The sequence below is a fragment of the Chitinophaga caeni genome (genome assembly GCF_002557795.1).
GTDB classification, from domain to species: Bacteria; Bacteroidota; Bacteroidia; order Chitinophagales; family Chitinophagaceae; genus Chitinophaga; species Chitinophaga caeni.
The window spans coordinates 4,865,613-4,881,294 of the sequence record NZ_CP023777.1 but is presented as its reverse complement, the minus strand read 5'-3'; the positions used below and the strand labels follow the sequence as shown (position 1 = coordinate 4,881,294).

General features: G+C 43.1%; 16 protein-coding genes. 13 read left to right on the top strand and 3 right to left on the bottom strand.

The window, feature by feature from the left end:
* Positions 1–18 precede the first annotated feature (18 nt).
* Both COR50_RS20325 and COR50_RS20320 read left to right on the top strand, forming a co-directional pair.
* A complete protein-coding gene (locus tag COR50_RS20325; RefSeq protein WP_098195700.1) occupies positions 19–1,125 on the top strand; it encodes an ABC transporter permease in 1,107 nt (368 codons plus the stop codon).
* Positions 1,125–2,243 (top strand): ABC transporter permease, encoded by a 1,119-nt coding sequence (locus COR50_RS20320; RefSeq protein ID WP_098195699.1) that lies wholly within the window; start codon positions 1,125–1,127, stop codon positions 2,241–2,243. Before COR50_RS20325 ends, COR50_RS20320 begins: the two co-directional genes overlap by 1 nt.
* On the opposite strand, the gene COR50_RS20315 is transcribed toward COR50_RS20320, so the two are convergent.
* A complete protein-coding gene (locus COR50_RS20315; protein WP_098195698.1) occupies positions 2,240–3,658 on the bottom strand; it encodes an aminotransferase-like domain-containing protein in 1,419 nt (472 codons plus the stop codon). The two genes, COR50_RS20320 and COR50_RS20315, sit on opposite strands and share 4 nt — an antisense overlap.
* Positions 3,659–3,872: 214 nt before the next feature.
* On the opposite strand from COR50_RS20315, the gene COR50_RS20310 reads away from it, so the two are divergent.
* The 11 genes from COR50_RS20310 (at position 3,873) to COR50_RS20250 (ending at position 13,594) form a co-directional block, all read left to right on the top strand.
* Positions 3,873–4,340 carry a DinB family protein gene (locus COR50_RS20310; protein WP_157761028.1) on the top strand — a complete coding sequence of 156 codons (468 nt, stop codon included), beginning with the start codon at positions 3,873–3,875 and terminating at the stop codon, positions 4,338–4,340.
* Between the two features lie 26 nt (positions 4,341–4,366).
* Positions 4,367–4,861, top strand: a complete 495-nt coding sequence (locus COR50_RS20305; protein ID WP_198405724.1) for a methylated-DNA--[protein]-cysteine S-methyltransferase — start codon at positions 4,367–4,369, stop codon at positions 4,859–4,861.
* A 105-nt stretch (positions 4,862–4,966) separates the two neighbouring features.
* Complete coding sequence (locus tag COR50_RS20300) at positions 4,967–6,364, top strand: pyridoxal phosphate-dependent decarboxylase family protein (RefSeq protein ID WP_098195696.1); 1,398 nt, start codon at positions 4,967–4,969, stop codon at positions 6,362–6,364.
* A 94-nt stretch (positions 6,365–6,458) separates the two neighbouring features.
* Positions 6,459–6,905, top strand: coding sequence for a GNAT family N-acetyltransferase (locus COR50_RS20295; RefSeq protein ID WP_098195695.1), 447 nt, complete (start codon positions 6,459–6,461; stop codon positions 6,903–6,905).
* 37 nt (positions 6,906–6,942) lie between these two features.
* Entirely contained in the window at positions 6,943–7,881 is a 939-nt protein-coding gene (locus tag COR50_RS20290) for an EamA family transporter (RefSeq protein WP_098195694.1), read from the top strand.
* Positions 7,844–8,818 (top strand): GNAT family N-acetyltransferase, encoded by a 975-nt coding sequence (locus COR50_RS20285; RefSeq protein WP_098195693.1) that lies wholly within the window; start codon positions 7,844–7,846, stop codon positions 8,816–8,818. Before COR50_RS20290 ends, COR50_RS20285 begins: the two co-directional genes overlap by 38 nt.
* A complete protein-coding gene (locus COR50_RS20280; RefSeq protein WP_098195692.1) occupies positions 8,784–9,224 on the top strand; it encodes a GNAT family N-acetyltransferase in 441 nt (146 codons plus the stop codon). The genes COR50_RS20285 and COR50_RS20280 overlap by 35 nt, the downstream gene beginning before the upstream one ends.
* Positions 9,225–9,272: 48 nt before the next feature.
* A complete protein-coding gene (locus tag COR50_RS20275) occupies positions 9,273–9,833 on the top strand; it encodes an NUDIX domain-containing protein (RefSeq protein ID WP_098195691.1) in 561 nt (186 codons plus the stop codon).
* Between the two features lie 1,071 nt (positions 9,834–10,904).
* On the top strand, positions 10,905–11,693 hold the full coding sequence (gene rlmB, locus COR50_RS20260) for a 23S rRNA (guanosine(2251)-2'-O)-methyltransferase RlmB (RefSeq protein ID WP_098195688.1): 789 nt from the start codon (positions 10,905–10,907) through the stop codon (positions 11,691–11,693).
* A 41-nt stretch (positions 11,694–11,734) separates the two neighbouring features.
* Positions 11,735–12,589 (top strand): hydroxymethylglutaryl-CoA lyase, encoded by an 855-nt coding sequence (locus COR50_RS20255; protein WP_098195687.1) that lies wholly within the window; start codon positions 11,735–11,737, stop codon positions 12,587–12,589.
* A gap of 21 nt (positions 12,590–12,610) precedes the next feature.
* Positions 12,611–13,594: a GSCFA domain-containing protein gene (locus COR50_RS20250; protein WP_098195686.1), complete on the top strand. Its 984-nt coding sequence runs from the start codon at positions 12,611–12,613 to the stop codon at positions 13,592–13,594.
* A gap of 145 nt (positions 13,595–13,739) precedes the next feature.
* On the opposite strand, the gene COR50_RS20245 is transcribed toward COR50_RS20250, so the two are convergent.
* The gene (locus tag COR50_RS20245) at positions 13,740–14,054 is read right to left on the bottom strand and encodes a hypothetical protein (RefSeq protein WP_098195685.1); all 315 of its coding nucleotides are present in this window, start codon (positions 14,052–14,054) and stop codon (positions 13,740–13,742) included.
* A gap of 107 nt (positions 14,055–14,161) precedes the next feature.
* Positions 14,162–15,670, bottom strand: coding sequence for an MFS transporter (locus COR50_RS20240; protein ID WP_098195684.1), 1,509 nt, complete (start codon positions 15,668–15,670; stop codon positions 14,162–14,164).
* Between the last annotated feature and the right edge of the window lie 12 nt (positions 15,671–15,682).

Below are 15,682 nucleotides of genomic sequence, written 5' to 3'. Positions count from 1 at the left end.
CTGGTTATAGCATCTAATATGAAATTATTTTTCCAATTTGTTAGAAAAGAGTTTTATCACATTTTCCGTGATACCCGCACCTTGTTAATCTTGTTCGGCATGCCGATCGTGCAGATCATTTTGTTCGGCTTCGCCATTACCAACGAGGTGCATGAAGCAAAACTCGCTATTTTGGATCAGTCTAAGGATTATTACAGTCAACAGCTAATCCAAAAATTGGAACATTCCGAATATTTCCAAGTATATCAACTTATTTCCAGTCCTTCCGAGGTGCAGCCGGCCTTCGAGGCGGGAGAAATCAAGATGGCTATCGTTATACCACCGGATTTCGCCCATACATTTTACCATGAAAATAATGCGGCGGTGCAACTTATCACGGATGCTACAGATCCTAATATTGCCACTACTTTGCAGAATTATGCCAGCGCTATACTGTTGGACTTCCAGGATGAAATGTTCCCCTTGGATCATTTGCCGCTGACCATCCATGCGGAACAAAGGATGGTATTCAATCCCGCTTTGAAAAGCGTGTACATGTTCGTACCGGGGGTAATGACCTTGATCCTGATGTTGGTTTCAGCCATGATGACGAGTATCGCGATCACGAGGGAGAAGGAGTTGGGTACGATGGAAATCCTATTAGTATCGCCAATAAAACCGGTGATGATTATTACGGGAAAAGTGGTGCCTTACATCGTATTGTCATTTATAAACGCGATTATTATCTTGATATTAAGTGTAACAATATTTGGTATGCCGATTAAAGGCAGCTTGATCTTGTTATTGGCAGAATGTGGTTTGTTCGTGATGGTAGCTTTATCACTCGGCATCCTGATTTCAAGTATTACCGATTCACAACAAACGGCCATGATGGTTTCGATGGTAGGATTAATGATGCCTACCATGTTATTATCGGGTTTTGTTTTTCCATTAGAAAGTATGCCAATGCCATTAAGGATCGTGGCAAACCTCCTCCCGGCAAAATGGTTTATCATCATTCTTAAAAGTATCATGCTAAAAGGAGGAGGTTTGAAGGATGTATGGTTACCAACAACGGTTTTAATCGGTATGAGTTGTTTCCTCTTGTTGATTAGTATCCGAAAATTCAAAACCCGGTTGAGCTGATGAGAACATTAAGATTTTTATTACAAAAAGAATTTATCCAGATTTTCCGCAATAAAGCCATGTTGCCGATCATCTTCGTAATGCCCATCATTCAACTCTTGGTGCTCACCTTCGCCGCGAATTTCGAGATTAAGAACCTCGGGATTGCCATCGTTGACCAGGACAGGAGCCCTTTTTCGATGCGTTTAGCCAACAAGATGACGGCTTCGGGGTATTTTAAATTGCAATACCACGGCCAGGATGCCAAGGCGGCTTACGCGGAACTTACTGCCGACAAGGCGGATTTAGTGATGGTAATTCCTAGGAATTTCGAAAGGAACCTGGTCCGTGATGATGAAACGAGTATCCTGTTAATTGTAAATGCGATTAACGGAACGAAGGCGGGGTTAGCCAATGGATATTCCAATACTATTTTACAGCAGTTTAATAACCGGGTGAGAATAGAATGGTTCGCGATGGAACCAAGGGATGCACCGCCACATTTTTCGATTACTTATTCAAATTGGTACAATCAAAATATGAATTACCGGATTTACATGGTGCCGGCATTGATCGTAGTATTGGTTACGATGATCGGCGCATTTTTATCCGGTATGAATATCGTGAAGGAAAAGGAGATCGGTACCATCGAGCAATTGAATGTTACGCCGATTAAAAAGTATCATTTTATACTGGGTAAATTATTGCCATTTTGGTTAATTGGGCTGTTTGAGTTAGCCCTTGGGTTGATCGTCGGAAAACTTGTATTTGCTATGCCGACGGAGGGAAGCATCCCCTTACTTTTCTTATTTGCCGGGGTTTATTTATGCGTGATGTTAGGGATGGGTTTATTAATCTCCACTTTCACCAATACCCAGCAGCAAGCCATGTTTATCTCCTGGTTTTTCCTCGTCGTATTTATCCTGATGAGCGGCTTATTCACACCTGTAGAAAGTATGCCGCCCTGGGCGCAAAAGATTACCTGGTTCAATCCCCTGATGTATTTCGTGAAGGTAGTACGGATGGTTTTATTAAAGGGCAGCGGTTGGGGCGATGTAAAGATGTACCTGCTCATCATGTTTGGCTTTGCCATCTTGATGAACGGGGTTGCCGTATTAAATTACCGGAAAACGGTTTAGCTCATTTGATGAACGAGTTTGCCTAAAATCCTTAGTGAATCATCTATCTCCTTGGTAAAAGGTTGTCCATGGCTCAATCGTAAACAATTGAGATAGCGATCCTGTAAGCTGAATATCCTGCCTGGCGCGATGCTGATTTTTTTCTTGAGCGCTTTTTCATATAATTCGAAAGTATTTACCTTCGGGTTTACTTCGGTCCAAAAAACATAACCACCTTGTGGCCGCGACATCTTCGTATCTGCCGGGAAATATTCCAAAACAGCTTGCTGGTAACGTAAGCATTGCGTATGTAGGGCTTTCCGCATATTGCGTAAATGGTGTTCGTAACGACCTTTCTCTAGGAAGTGACCGATTGCCGCTTGTGGCAATGTAGCCGTAGCGATGGAGTGGTTTAATTTTAGGCGCAGCACTTTTTCGTGGTATTTTCCCGGTGCCGTCCAACCCACGCGGTAACCCGGTGCAATGGACTTTGAGAAGGAATTGCATAGCAATATATTTCCTTCCGTATCATAGCATTTTAAATTGCTGGGGCGTTGTTTCCCAAAATATAAGTCACCGTAAATATCATCTTCGATCAACGCGATATTATATTTGTTGATGATCTCCACCAGGGCTTTCTTATTCTGTTCCGGCATGAGCGCCCCCAGGGGATTATTAAAATTAGGTACAAACAGGCAAGCCTTTATTTTGAACTTGGGTATGGCTTTATCCAAGTAAGCTATGTCAACACCGGATTCGGGATCGGTTGGTATTTCGAGAACCTTTAATCCCAAGCTTTCTGCCAATTGAAAAGCGCCGCAATACGCGGGGCTTTCCAGGGCAATCACATCGCCGGGTTGGGTAGTGGCGGAAAGGCATAAAGTAAGTGCATCCATGCAACCTGATGTAATGATAATATCATCTTCAGACAACACCCCGCCCCAGTTGATCGATTGCCTCGCGATTTGTTTGCGGAGATTTTCATTCCCGGGTAGTTGCTCGTAATCCAAGCCGGAGTTAGCAGATTGGCGGATCGCTTGAATCATGGATTTATTTAGCTTGGCCGCCGGCAGTAAGGAAACAGGCGGCGCTGCTACCGAAAAGCGGGCAATCATCGGGCTGGTCATATTATGAAATACCTCGATGATCATCTCGCTGGCAGAAACTTCCGTCGCTTTCTTTACGGGTTGACAGGTTTTCGGTATAGCAGGCAAATGCTTACTGGAAAACTTAACATAATAACCCGACTTGGGCCGGGGTTCTATCAGTCCTTTATTCTCAAGGTGATAATAAGCTTGGAAGGCAGTACTGATACTGATGCCGTTTTCCTTGCTCAACGTTCTCACCGAAGGTAACTTGGAGCCGATCTTGATCACTTCCTTTTCGATCAATTGCTCGATCCTTTCTGCAACCTGTAAGTATAAATGTTCTGCCATGGTAAAATAATTTTCATCAACCAGCTACCGGTCCTTCTACTGAATCTTGTTACTAGCCGGGATGGACTATCCTTGTAAAGCCAAAAATACGATCCAGATCTGTATCGGTCAAATATTCTATTTTGAAATCTGTTTGTTTTGGCTGGAAACTGTATCTTTAGCCCGAGGAATTTTATCATTGATCGTAATTATAAGAGAACATAAATTAAGTACCATGCTACATCCATCATTGCAGTCAAGGCTTGAAAACCAGCATTTAGCGCTTATCGATAAATTGGAAAATGTCCCGGCATCCATATTGAAGACACGCATCGTACCAGGGAAATGGACCGTTCAAGAAAACCTGGCCCACCTGGTCAGTTACCAACCGGTATTCTTGGAAAGGATGCAATTGATATTAACACAACCTGATCCGGCAATACTTCCTTACCAAGCAGATACCGATCCGCTATTTGCAGGTTTAATAGATCTTCCGCTGGAAGAAGTGATCCTTGAAATGAAAAAGGGCAGGGAACAGGTGTTGAATTTAATCGGGTCTTTAAGCCCTGCTGAATTTGCCAGGAAGGGCGCCCATCCCGTTTATGGGAACTTATCCATCCTGGGTTGGACGGAGTTCTTTATCTTGCACGAATCGCATCATATGTTTACCATGTACCGGTTATTGGCACAACCACTTTCATAATCGAGATTAAAATAATTTAACCTATTTTGGAAACGCTAGCTACCATATATATTGATTCACCTGTTGGGGTTTTAGGTATAACGGCTAATGACCATGCAATTTTGAGGTTATGGTTTGAGGATGACATGAAGGAGTTAAGCAAAGAAAGTCTCGAACATCCAATATTGGCAAGTGCAGTACAGGAACTTACAGCTTATTTCAATGGTTCGATGGAGGCATTTCGAACACCGTTAGCGTTACAGGGAACGGATTTCCAGGTGCAAGTTTGGAGTATTTTGCGCGATATCCCCTATGGTAGCACCATCTCCTACGGAAAGCAATCGCAGATTTTAGGGAACCCCAAGAGCATCCGCGCGGTAGGTACAACGAATGGTAAGAACCCGATCGTTATCATGGTTCCATGTCACCGGGTCATTGGCTCTAACCAAGACTTAATCGGCTTCGGCGGTGGCTTGGCTAGGAAAAAGTGGTTGTTAGAGCATGAAAAAAAGCACCGGTTCGGTGTCCGTACACTCTTCTGATGTTTTTTCATCTGATATGGTTAAAATAAACAAAACTGCATCTGTTTTTTTATTAGAAATAGTTGGAAATTTGACCTGTCAATGTAAGATGTCAATTAGTTATCCATGTTAGAAGTATTTCATCAAGACTCCGATCGATTAGACGAGGTATTACAAACTGTACAAGAATGGAGTAAACAATTTTTGAAAGATTTGGAACAGTTGCCCGTAGTAAAGGAAGTGCCGGGAATTGATGCGGCAGAGATCCCGCGTTCCGGGACCGGCGCATTATCGGCATGGAATCTTTTCATGGAAACGTACGGTGAGTATATTACGGCTAACACCTCCGGGCGGTACCTCGGCTTCGTTACCGGGGGCAATAGCCCGGCAGCATTGATGGCAGACTGGTTGACCAGCGTGCTAGATATGAACGCGACAGATGTTTTATCCGTTTCATTCCAAGTTGATCGGGCGGCGATAGCATGCTTGCATCGCTTATTCAGCATTCCGCCTTCCTTTCAAGGGACTTTAGTAACAGGTGCTACCATGGCTAATTTTACAGGTTTGGCCGTAGCGAGAGAATGGTGGGGAGAACAGCAGGGTGTTGTCATCAGCGAAGAGGGGACTAGCGTTTTGCCTGCATTTGAAATATTAACATGTCAAGCACATTCTAGCTCATATAAAGCGATTTCAATGCTTGGCATCGGGAGGAAGCATGTCCGTAAAATTCCGGTATTACCCGGTAGGGAAGCGGTAGATGTAAATGCCTTGGAGCAGTATTTGGAGCAACATCCCGGTCGCCCGCATGTATTTATTGCCAGCGCCGGAACGGTAAATACGGCAGACTTTGATGATCTCGTGGCATTAGTCGCATTGAAAGCCCGGCATCAATTATATATACATTTAGATGCGGCATTCGGAGGCTTTGCAGCTTGTTCGGATAGCTATGCACACCTTATGAATGGTTGGGCAGGGGTAGATAGTATCACGATCGATGGACATAAGTGGATGAATATCCCCTATGATGGCGCCGCGGTATTCACGAAACACCGGGATTTGCAATTACGGGTATTTCAAAACCCGGGCGCAGCCTATCTTGGTGATCCGGCGGTAAATTTTAATTTCATCAACTACGGCCCTGAAAACTCGCGCCGATTGAGGGCATTGCCGATTTGGTTTAGTTGTATGGCTTATGGCAAAGATGGTTTTTCAGATTTAGTAGACCAAAATATTGCCTGGGCTAAACAGTTCGGACAGTTCATTGAGCGGCATCCCAACTTTAAATTATTAGCACCGGTGCACTTAAACGTAGTCTGCTTTGCTGTAAACATTCCAAGTGATAATCCCGGTGAAGTCACGAAACGGTTTTTAACAAATCTTCATGTAGGTGGAGAAGTGTTCTTGACGCCAAGTTTCTATAATGGCAGCCCGGCCATACGTGCGGCATTCGTAAACTGGCGTACATCTGCTAAAGATTTGGAAAGGTTGCAGGGAGCTTTAGAAAAGGCATTAGAACAGTTATAGATAATCTTAGGAAACTAAGATATAAGGTTGATATTAATACGGGAGGTTTCTACCTGCCGTCATTTTCCTCGATCCATGTTTAATACGCATACAAATGAATACGAATTTAGAAAGTGCATTTACTATCAAGGAATTATCGACTTTCGATGAAATGGCGGCCAACTTCGAATTGATCCGTTTATTAAATCCCAAGATGTCCCGGGAATATTACGAATCATTATTGCCTGCCATGATAGGAAATCATTATAAGCAAGTGGCGGTGTATAATGATCAGGGAGCGCCTGTGGGTGTGAGTGGCTTTTGGATCAATACAAAATTGTATTCTGGTAAATATATCGAGATGGATAACGTGATCGTCGCAGCAGCTTTTCGATCCAAGGGAATTGGTAAAATTCTTTGTAGGTGGATGGAACGGAAGGCGAAGCAAGAATCATGTAAATGTATTATGCTGGATGCCTATGTTTCCAATAAGGACGCGCACCGTTTTTACTACAGGGAAGGTTTCTCCATCATAGGTTTCCATATACAGAAGGATTTATAAGCAATATAAAGAATCTACCGTTTAATCGAACGCTCCAATGAAAAATCAAAAATTTTTGCCTTATGCGGCCTTGGTCATCGTAAGTATCTTTTGGGGAACAACATATTTGGCTTCCCATATCGGTGTTGAATATATGCACGGGATGTTGCTGGCCGGTACGAGGCAAACAATAGCCGGGGTAATATTGCTAGCTGTTTTCTTGATAAAAGGATATAAAATTCCCGGCAGGGCTATGTTATCGAAACTATTTATTATCGGTGTCATCATGTTGTGCGGCAGTAACGGGTTAATGACCTGGGCGATGAAGTTTGTACCCAGCGGCCTAGGTGCCATCGTGGCGGCCACCGTACCGATCTGGATCACGATATTCAGTTATTTTATGATCAGCAAATCAAAGATTTCTGCCAAGGTTATCATAGGCATGATAATCGGTTTCGTGGGAGTCGTAGGGATATTTTATGACTATTTGCAGGATATATTAAAACCGGAGTTCCAGTTCGGCTTGGTACTCGTTTTCCTCGGCTGTCTATTCTGGGCATTCGGCTCCGTATTGACAGCAAAGTGGGCCTTGAAAATTAATGCCATGTACAGCGCGGCCTACCAGATGTTTTTTAGTGGTATCGTGATGGTTATTATCTCTTATTTAATGGGTGAAAGTTATGCCACATCAAGCTTTACTATGGAATTGTGGACCAGTCTTTTATACCTGGTATTTATCGGTTCCTTGCTGTCTTTCTCGGCGTATGTTTATGCCTTGAATACGCTACCGCCATCACAAGTATCGATCTATGCGTATGTAAACCCTGTTGTTGCGATTATCTTGGGTTATATTATCCTGGATGAGCACCTGAACTGGATCGTGGGAACATCCTGCTTGGTAACATTAGCCGGGGTTTACCTAGTGAATAGTGCTTACAGTAAACAAAAAAAGTTACAACATGAATCAGCAAAATTGGCCATCGAATCAGAGCATTGAGTTCGTCCCATATTCAAGGGAACTAGCGCCTTATTTTGAAAAATTGAACCGGGTATGGATCGAGCAGTTTTTCTACATGGAAGAATTTGATAAACAGGTTTTGGAACAACCGGAAACCTATATTCTCAATCCCGGTGGTTATATCCTCTTTATCAAGTACGATGGTGTCATCGCCGGGACGGTAGCCTTGATGCCTATTGATGACGAAACGGTTGAAATGACCAAGTTAGGGGTAGATGAAAGCCTACGAGGGAAAAAATTAGGATGGTTGTTATCTAAAAGGATCATGGAACAGGCTGTCGCGCAAGGATATAAAAAGATGGTTTTATATTCTAATACGGTTTTAGAACCGGCAATCAATATGTACCGCAAACTTGGTTTCAAGGAAATAAAACCGGAAGGAGGGGTTCATTATGAACGTTGTAACATTATTATGGAGATTGAATTGGAACCGCATCCTTTAGGTGAGGAAATACAAAACTTAACCATGGTTTTAGACGATATCTATCCCAAGTTAGCTGCTATGCCAATAGGTATCGTGAAATTGTACCCGGCGGAAGGGAAGTGGAGCATACAACAAATTTTAGGTCATTTAATTGATTCTGCTATCAATAATTTGCCTAGATTTATCTTATCGCAATGGCAGGAAAGAGTGGAGGTACCTACATATGAACAAAATAATTGGGTTAATGCTCAACAGTATCAATGCCAGGAATGGAAACAAACATATGAACTTTGGTGGCGATTGAATCAACAGGTTTTATCTGTATGGAAAAAACTGCCATTGGAAAGTTTAGACAAAACTATTTTAATCGGTGATCGTGAACCTGTAAACCTGATGTTCGTTATTTCAGATTACCGGGCGCATCTCCAGCATCATTTAGATCAAATAATGGCTATTTATGGAAATCATCAAAGCGAGCTTAGCGCACATTGATTTGGTAGCGCCTTTATTTAATGAATACAGGGTCTTTTATCAACAGGAGGATGACCTGCCCGCTGCTAAGGCATTCTTAACTGCCCGGCTTCAGAATAATGAAAGCGTTATATTTCTTGCTTCGGTAGACGGTAAGGCGGCAGGTTTCACACAGTTGTACCCTATATTTTCCTCCATCAGCATGGGGAAAAGCTGGTTGTTGAATGATTTATTTGTAAATGAAAATTTCCGTAAGAAAGGGCTAGGTAAAGCTTTATTGGAAGCTGCCCAGGGATTAGCCAATACAACGAAGGCCAAGTGGACAATGCTTCAAACAGCAACAGATAACTATAATGCACAATCATTATATGAAGCTACCGGGTATCGAAAAGATGAATCTTTCTTTACCTATTACCGCTATCTATAACCGGTTTTCCGATTAGGAAAAACTTTCCATAGCCTGTAAATTTGCAGTATGCAGGCAGATCAACATAAAAATCCTTGGACGAAATTGTCCGACGAGGTAAAATATGATAACAACTGGATCCGCGTTACCGAGCACCAGGTGTTGAACCCCAAGGGTGGTCCGGGGATTTACGGAGTGGTGCATTTCAAGAATGTGGCAGTTGGGGTGATCGCATTAGATGATTTGGGATTTACCTACCTGGTGGGGCAACACCGTTTTCCTTTAGATCAATTCAGTTGGGAGATTCCTGAAGGGGGCGGTAAAGTGGGACAGGAAGACACATTGGAAACAGCCAAGAGAGAACTTTTGGAAGAAACGGGGCTGGTGGCAGGCCAATGGGAACCGATCCTGGAAATGCACCTGTCTAATTCGGTGAGCGATGAGTACGCTATCATATATCTTGCCCGTCATTTGCAGCAATTGGAACCTTGCCCCGAGGACACGGAAGAGTTACATGTAATGAAAATTTCATTTGACTTGGCATACGAGATGGTGCAAAAAGGGGAAATTACGGATTCCATGTCGGTTGCTGCTATTATGAAGCTCCGGCTAATGCAACTGGGTCACTGATTTCACTGATTTCACGGATTTGAGGAACCGGGCTTTCAAGAGATTCTTGGATTTTGCTCATAAATGTTCGAATCCTGGATTCGTTTTTTGCATGCTTTGCATAAATACCCAAAACTTTTCTGGTTCGAGACCCTTGCTGATTCGAGTCCCTTGCTGGTTTGGGCTTCCAAGTTCCTTGCTGGTTCAAGCTTCCAAGTTCCTTGCTGGTTCGAGCTTCCAAGCTCGGACCCACGCCCAATTGTTTACATTTACAATAGTATCGAAAACGTAAAAGCACGCCCTCCTCACACCATAAACAACCATTTGTAAGATTTCTGATGCTGCCCAATACGATACTCAATCAGCTGAGCGTTATACCGCATGGAAGTCCGAGCTTGGAAGCTCGAACTAGCAGGGGGTCAGGTTATATCAAGATAAAATTCAAAATTCAAAACATGAGAAATAGGGTTGCTGGTTCGAGTCTTTGCTGGTTCGAGCTTCCAAGCTCGGACCCACGCCCAATTGAGTACATTAACAATAGTATCGAAAACGTAAAAGCACGCCCACCTCACACCATAAACAGCCATTTGTAAGATTTCTAATGCTGCCCAATACGATACTCAATCAGCTGAGCGTTGTACCGCATGGAAGTCCGAGCTTGGAAGCTCGAACTAGCAGGGGGGCAGGTTATATCAAGATAAAATTCAAAAGTCAAAACATGAGAAATAGGGTTGCTGGTTCGAGTCTTTGCTGGTTCGAGCTTCCAAGCTCGGACCCACGCCCAATTGAGTACATTAACAATAGTATCGAAAACGGCAAAGCACGCCCACCTCACACCATAAACAACCATTTGTAAGATTTCTAATGCTGCCCAATACGATAGTCAATCAGTTGAGCGTTGTACGGCATGGAAGTCCGAGCTTGGAAGCTCGAACTAGCAGGGGGTTCAGGTTATATCAAGATAAAATTCAAAACCCAAATCATGAGAAATAGGGTTACGACCCCAATGTATTTAGCTGGGAGCTTATTGGCTTTTCTCGCTTTTAGGAAGCTTTGATTCTTCTCACGGAAACTATCTGTATCTTTGCCCCGATGAATCCTTCTTTTAGAACACATAAAAAAACTTCGGCGCCGAAACCAAAGCAATCTTCGCTGGTAATTGGTCGTCAACCGCTTATTGAAGCCATAAAGAGTGGCAAAGCCATCGAACGGATCTTTTTACAACGGACTGCCACGGGGGATATTATTCCCCAGATCAAACAATTGGCCCAAGAAAAGAAGATTCCTGTCAATTTAGTTCCAGTTGAAAAGTTGAATAGCCTAACCGGCGCTAATCACCAAGGGATTGTTGCGATTGCCGCGATTATTCAATACCTGGACTTGCAAGATGTCATTTCCCATGTAGTAGATAACGGGGAAGTCCCCCTGTTTTTAATATTGGATGGTATTACCGATGTGCGCAATATCGGGGCCATTGCCCGTAGCGCCGTTTGTTGCGGTGCGCAAGCGATCATTATACCTGATAAAGGCATTGCAGCGCTGAACGAGGAGGCAATCAAGTCCTCCGCAGGTGCATTGGAGAAGATTGCGGTTTGCCGCGTTAATAGCTTGATGAAAGCGGTAGATACCCTTCATTTGAATGGCATACAAGTATATGCCAGCGAGATGGAAGCCGAAACAAAATTGTATGATTGCGAATGGAAAGAACCCGTTGCCATCATTATGGGCTCCGAAGATAAAGGTGTTTATCCCGCTTTATTGAAAACGGCGGATACCCTTTTTCAAATACCGATGAAAAACAGCTTTGAATCACTGAATGTATCCGTTGCAGCAGGGGTGATCCTGTACGAAGCCATGAAACAGCGGGATTTGGCAGGGTAATACCGGTAGCGCTAGGGCGGATCAGGCAAAAATAATTGGCTATGTTACAACTCGTTGAATGTCCGCGTGATGCCATGCAAGGCTGGCATCACCAGATTAGTACCCAGCAAAAGATTGATTATATCAATACACTTTTGAAAGTAGGCTTTCATACGATTGACTTCGGAAGTTTCGTTTCCCCGAAAGCCATTCCGCAGATGGCAGATACGGAGCAGGTGTTGGCGGGGCTTGATTTACTATCGGCTTCACCCAAAACAAGGCTTTTGGCGATCGTGGCCAATTTACGTGGTGCGGCCACTGCCGTAATGCATGATGCGATACAGTACCTCGGTTTTCCTTTTTCCATTTCGGAGACCTTTCAATTACGGAATACTAACAAAACGATTCAAGCTTCCATGGAAGAAGTCTTGGCGATCCAGGAACTTTGTTTAAAGAATAAAAAACAGCTGGTTATTTATATATCAATGGGTTTCGGAAACCCCTACGGTGATCCTTACGATGCAGAGATTGCGATGAAATGGATCGATGAGATGGTAAAGTTGAACATCGGCATTATTTCCCTGGCAGACACCGTTGGGGTAGCGAAGGCAGGGGATATTCATTATTTATACAGCCACGTGATCCCGGCATATCCCAATATAGAATTTGGTGCGCATTTTCACGCTACACCCGATGCGTGGCGTGAGAAAGTTGCAGCGGCATACCAGGAAGGTTGCCGTAGATTTGATAGTACGATTAAAGGCTACGGTGGTTGCCCGATGGCGAAGGATGACCTGGTCGGCAACATTGCCACGGAGCATATTTTAACTTTCGCACAAGAACAAGGAGAAGCTATAGACTTAAATATCAGGGAACTGGAAAGGGCAATAGCACAGGCAGCTACAATATTTATATAAATTGCTATTAGAATACAAGAGATGAAATTCAGGTTGACATTCCCGGTGAAATCGATAGAACCAAAGATTAGCTATGGTCAGAAGGTAATGGTAATGGGATCTTGCTTCGCGGAAGAGATGGGGAACAGGATGATCCAAGATAAGATGGATGTATTATTGAATCCCCACGGCATTTTATATACGCCCGCTGCCTTGGTTCATGCGATGAACACCTACCTTGAAGGCAAAATATACGGATCTTCCAATCTAGTTGAAAGAAATGGTTTATGGCATAGTTGGGATCATCACGGCAGGTTTTCCGATGTTAATCCTGCAACCGTTTTATCAAGAATCAATGAACATCAAAACCTCGCAATAAACTATATAAAGGAAGCAGATTGGTTGATATTAACCTTGGGTAGTAGTTTTATTTATTCGCTCAAGGAGAATTACAAACCTGTTGCCAATTGTCATAAATTTCCTGCTGCACAATTTGATAAGCGATTATTGACTTTAGAAGAAGTCATCACTTCCCTGGATAACATGATGCACCGCTTGTTTTTCCAGAACGCCAAGGTGCAAATTTTATTTACGGTCAGCCCTGTAAGATATGTAAAGGATGGTGTTGTAGAGAATAATCTTAGCAAAGCCATTCTCATTCAAGCCGTACATCATTTGGTGAATAAATTCAACCGTTTACATTATTTCCCTTCATACGAGCTGGTCATCGATGACCTGCGCGATTACCGTTTTTTCAAAGAAGACTTGGTGCATCCGAATGATTTAGCCTTGCAATACGTTTGGGAATCATTTTTGGAACACACTTGGGATGCATCCAGCCGGGAACTGCAACAACAACTGGAAGCTGTTAGAACCGCGATACAACATAAACCTTTACAGCCAGGATCGGAAGATTTTAAGAAATTTTTGTCGAGTTATTTGTCAAAAGTGAAGGCGCTGAAAGAGAAGTATCCGGGGTTGGATTTGGAGCGGGAGTTAGCATATTTTGGAACGGCTGATAAATAGTAAATGCTATCATAAGTTGAATAGACCTGTTGGTAGGAGCTAAATATTGAGCCAAAAGGAGATGAATAAACCGTAAGGAATTTTATTTATTTCTTTTATTATCGAGCTTTTGCCGGAACCATTTGGACCCGCAAATACCCGCATTCTATAAGTTTTTCTTTTTGGCATGAATGATAGTTCCTTTGGCGATTTTTTGTGAAGCGAAAATTGGATTTTCAACCCGGTTAACCTTTGAAATCTTTTCTTCACTACCGTCAGGCATGACTCTAATAACCCAATTATCCTTCAGTATTGTAATTGGGTTTTTTAACGCGAGATTTTCATTAATGGCGTTTTGAGCAGCACGTGCACCAATAGTATTAATTAATTTTTCACTGTTATTATCCTCATTTTGACTTAAAGTTTTTTTCATCAAAGATTTTATGATAACATCATAATCTTTCTCACTTAAATTAATCATACAATTCCTTTCTATTTAGGAATTAAGATAAAGAATTTCTAGCTAAAAGACTTTACCAGTGCAAATTTTAACTTTTGGAGTTTAGATGTTGAAATTCTATATTCCAATCAATCCTCGATGCTCAAATCCCGGATCGGTTTCTCCTTGATAAAAATCCCGCCGATAATCACGCAAATAACCGCTACCGCGATCGGGTATGCCAAACCGATATAATGATTTCCCGTTTTACTCACCAATGAAACCGCGATGATCGGCATTAATCCACCGAATACACCGTTCCCGATATGGTAAGGTAAGCTCATCGATGTATAACGGATCCGGGTGGGGAACATCTCAACCAGGAAAGCACATATTGGTCCGTATGCCATCGTGACGAAAAGCACCTGTAGGAACACCAGAAATATCAACCAGACCGTTGCCGAGCGGGAAACTTTGATTTCGTCTTTTTCAGCAGTAAGGATTGTTTGATCGCCGCTAATAGTTTCTGTTTTGATTTTGCGGAGCTGCGTACTGTCGGAATAAGTGTAAATCCGGGTGGTATGACGAACCAATGCACCCTCACCGTTACTTTCCGAATGGCTTTCAATCTTAAATAATGATGTAACTTCTTGTTTACGATCCAACATCACTGTTTGATCCATCGCCCTGTAAATGGGATAATAAGCAATCGCCGCCAAAATCATCCCACCTAAAATAATCTTCTTACGCCCGATTTTATCCGACAAGTGACCGAAATACACGAAAAGCGGCGTTCCCAGCAATAAAGCCACCGCGATGATAATACTGGATTGCGATAAGCTGACATGCATCGTGTTTTGTAAGAAAGACAATGCATAAAATTGTCCCGTGTACCAAACTACGCCTTGACCCATCGTAGCACCGAACAAAGCCAATAACACCATTCTCAAGTTCTCTTTCTTGCCGAAGCTTTCCCTGATCGGGTTTTTAGATGTTTTTCCGGCGGCCTTCATTTCCTTGAACAGGGGCGATTCCTCCAGCTTGGTACGGATATAATAGGATGTGATCACTAGCACAATGGACACCCAAAAAGGAACCCGCCATCCCCAAGCATTGAAGGAATCACTACTCATGCTCATATTCGTTAAAAGGATGACCCCGAGAGAAAGGAATAATCCCAACGTGGCAGTAGTTTGTATAAAACTGGTAAAATAACCCCGGCGGGCTGTCGGCGCATGTTCGGCTACATAAGTAGCTGCACCGCCGTATTCTCCCCCGAGGGCCAAGCCCTGCAATAACCTTAGTATCAATATTATGATCGGCGCCGCGTAGCCTATCGTGGCATAACCAGGCACCAAACCGATCGCGAACGTGGTGCCGCCCATTAATAACAGGGTCAGTAGAAAAGTATATTTTCTTCCCACGATATCGCCCAAGCGGCCGAATACGATCGAGCCGAAAGGCCGTACGATAAAGCCCACGGCAAAAGTTGCCAAGGTGGCGATATAGGCCAACGTGTGATTGTCATTAGGAAAAAACTTGTCCGCTATGATATAGGAAAGACTGCCGAAAATATAGAAATCATACCATTCAATCAGGGTTCCGGCAGAGGAAGCCATGATAACTTGCCAGATATTTTTCTTCGTGGAACTTTGCATAGGATTCGTATA

Excerpts from the sequence above, each read along its gene's own strand:
- COR50_RS20325 (WP_098195700.1), top strand. The coding sequence starts at position 19 with ATGAAATTATTTTTCCAATTTGTTAGAAAAGAGTTTTATCACATTTTC.
- COR50_RS20320 (WP_098195699.1), top strand. The coding sequence starts at position 1,125 with ATGAGAACATTAAGATTTTTATTACAAAAAGAATTTATCCAGATTTTC.
- COR50_RS20315 (WP_098195698.1), bottom strand. The coding sequence starts at position 3,658 with ATGGCAGAACATTTATACTTACAGGTTGCAGAAAGGATCGAGCAATTG.
- COR50_RS20310 (WP_157761028.1), top strand. The coding sequence starts at position 3,873 with ATGCTACATCCATCATTGCAGTCAAGGCTTGAAAACCAGCATTTAGCG.
- COR50_RS20300 (WP_098195696.1), top strand. The coding sequence starts at position 4,967 with ATGTTAGAAGTATTTCATCAAGACTCCGATCGATTAGACGAGGTATTA.
- COR50_RS20295 (WP_098195695.1), top strand. The coding sequence starts at position 6,459 with ATGAATACGAATTTAGAAAGTGCATTTACTATCAAGGAATTATCGACT.
- COR50_RS20290 (WP_098195694.1), top strand. The coding sequence starts at position 6,943 with ATGAAAAATCAAAAATTTTTGCCTTATGCGGCCTTGGTCATCGTAAGT.
- COR50_RS20285 (WP_098195693.1), top strand. The coding sequence starts at position 7,844 with ATGAATCAGCAAAATTGGCCATCGAATCAGAGCATTGAGTTCGTCCCA.
- COR50_RS20280 (WP_098195692.1), top strand. The coding sequence starts at position 8,784 with ATGGAAATCATCAAAGCGAGCTTAGCGCACATTGATTTGGTAGCGCCT.
- COR50_RS20275 (WP_098195691.1), top strand. The coding sequence starts at position 9,273 with ATGCAGGCAGATCAACATAAAAATCCTTGGACGAAATTGTCCGACGAG.
- rlmB (WP_098195688.1), top strand. The coding sequence starts at position 10,905 with ATGAATCCTTCTTTTAGAACACATAAAAAAACTTCGGCGCCGAAACCA.
- COR50_RS20255 (WP_098195687.1), top strand. The coding sequence starts at position 11,735 with ATGTTACAACTCGTTGAATGTCCGCGTGATGCCATGCAAGGCTGGCAT.
- COR50_RS20250 (WP_098195686.1), top strand. The coding sequence starts at position 12,611 with ATGAAATTCAGGTTGACATTCCCGGTGAAATCGATAGAACCAAAGATT.
- COR50_RS20245 (WP_098195685.1), bottom strand. The coding sequence starts at position 14,054 with ATGATTAATTTAAGTGAGAAAGATTATGATGTTATCATAAAATCTTTG.
- COR50_RS20240 (WP_098195684.1), bottom strand. The coding sequence starts at position 15,670 with ATGCAAAGTTCCACGAAGAAAAATATCTGGCAAGTTATCATGGCTTCC.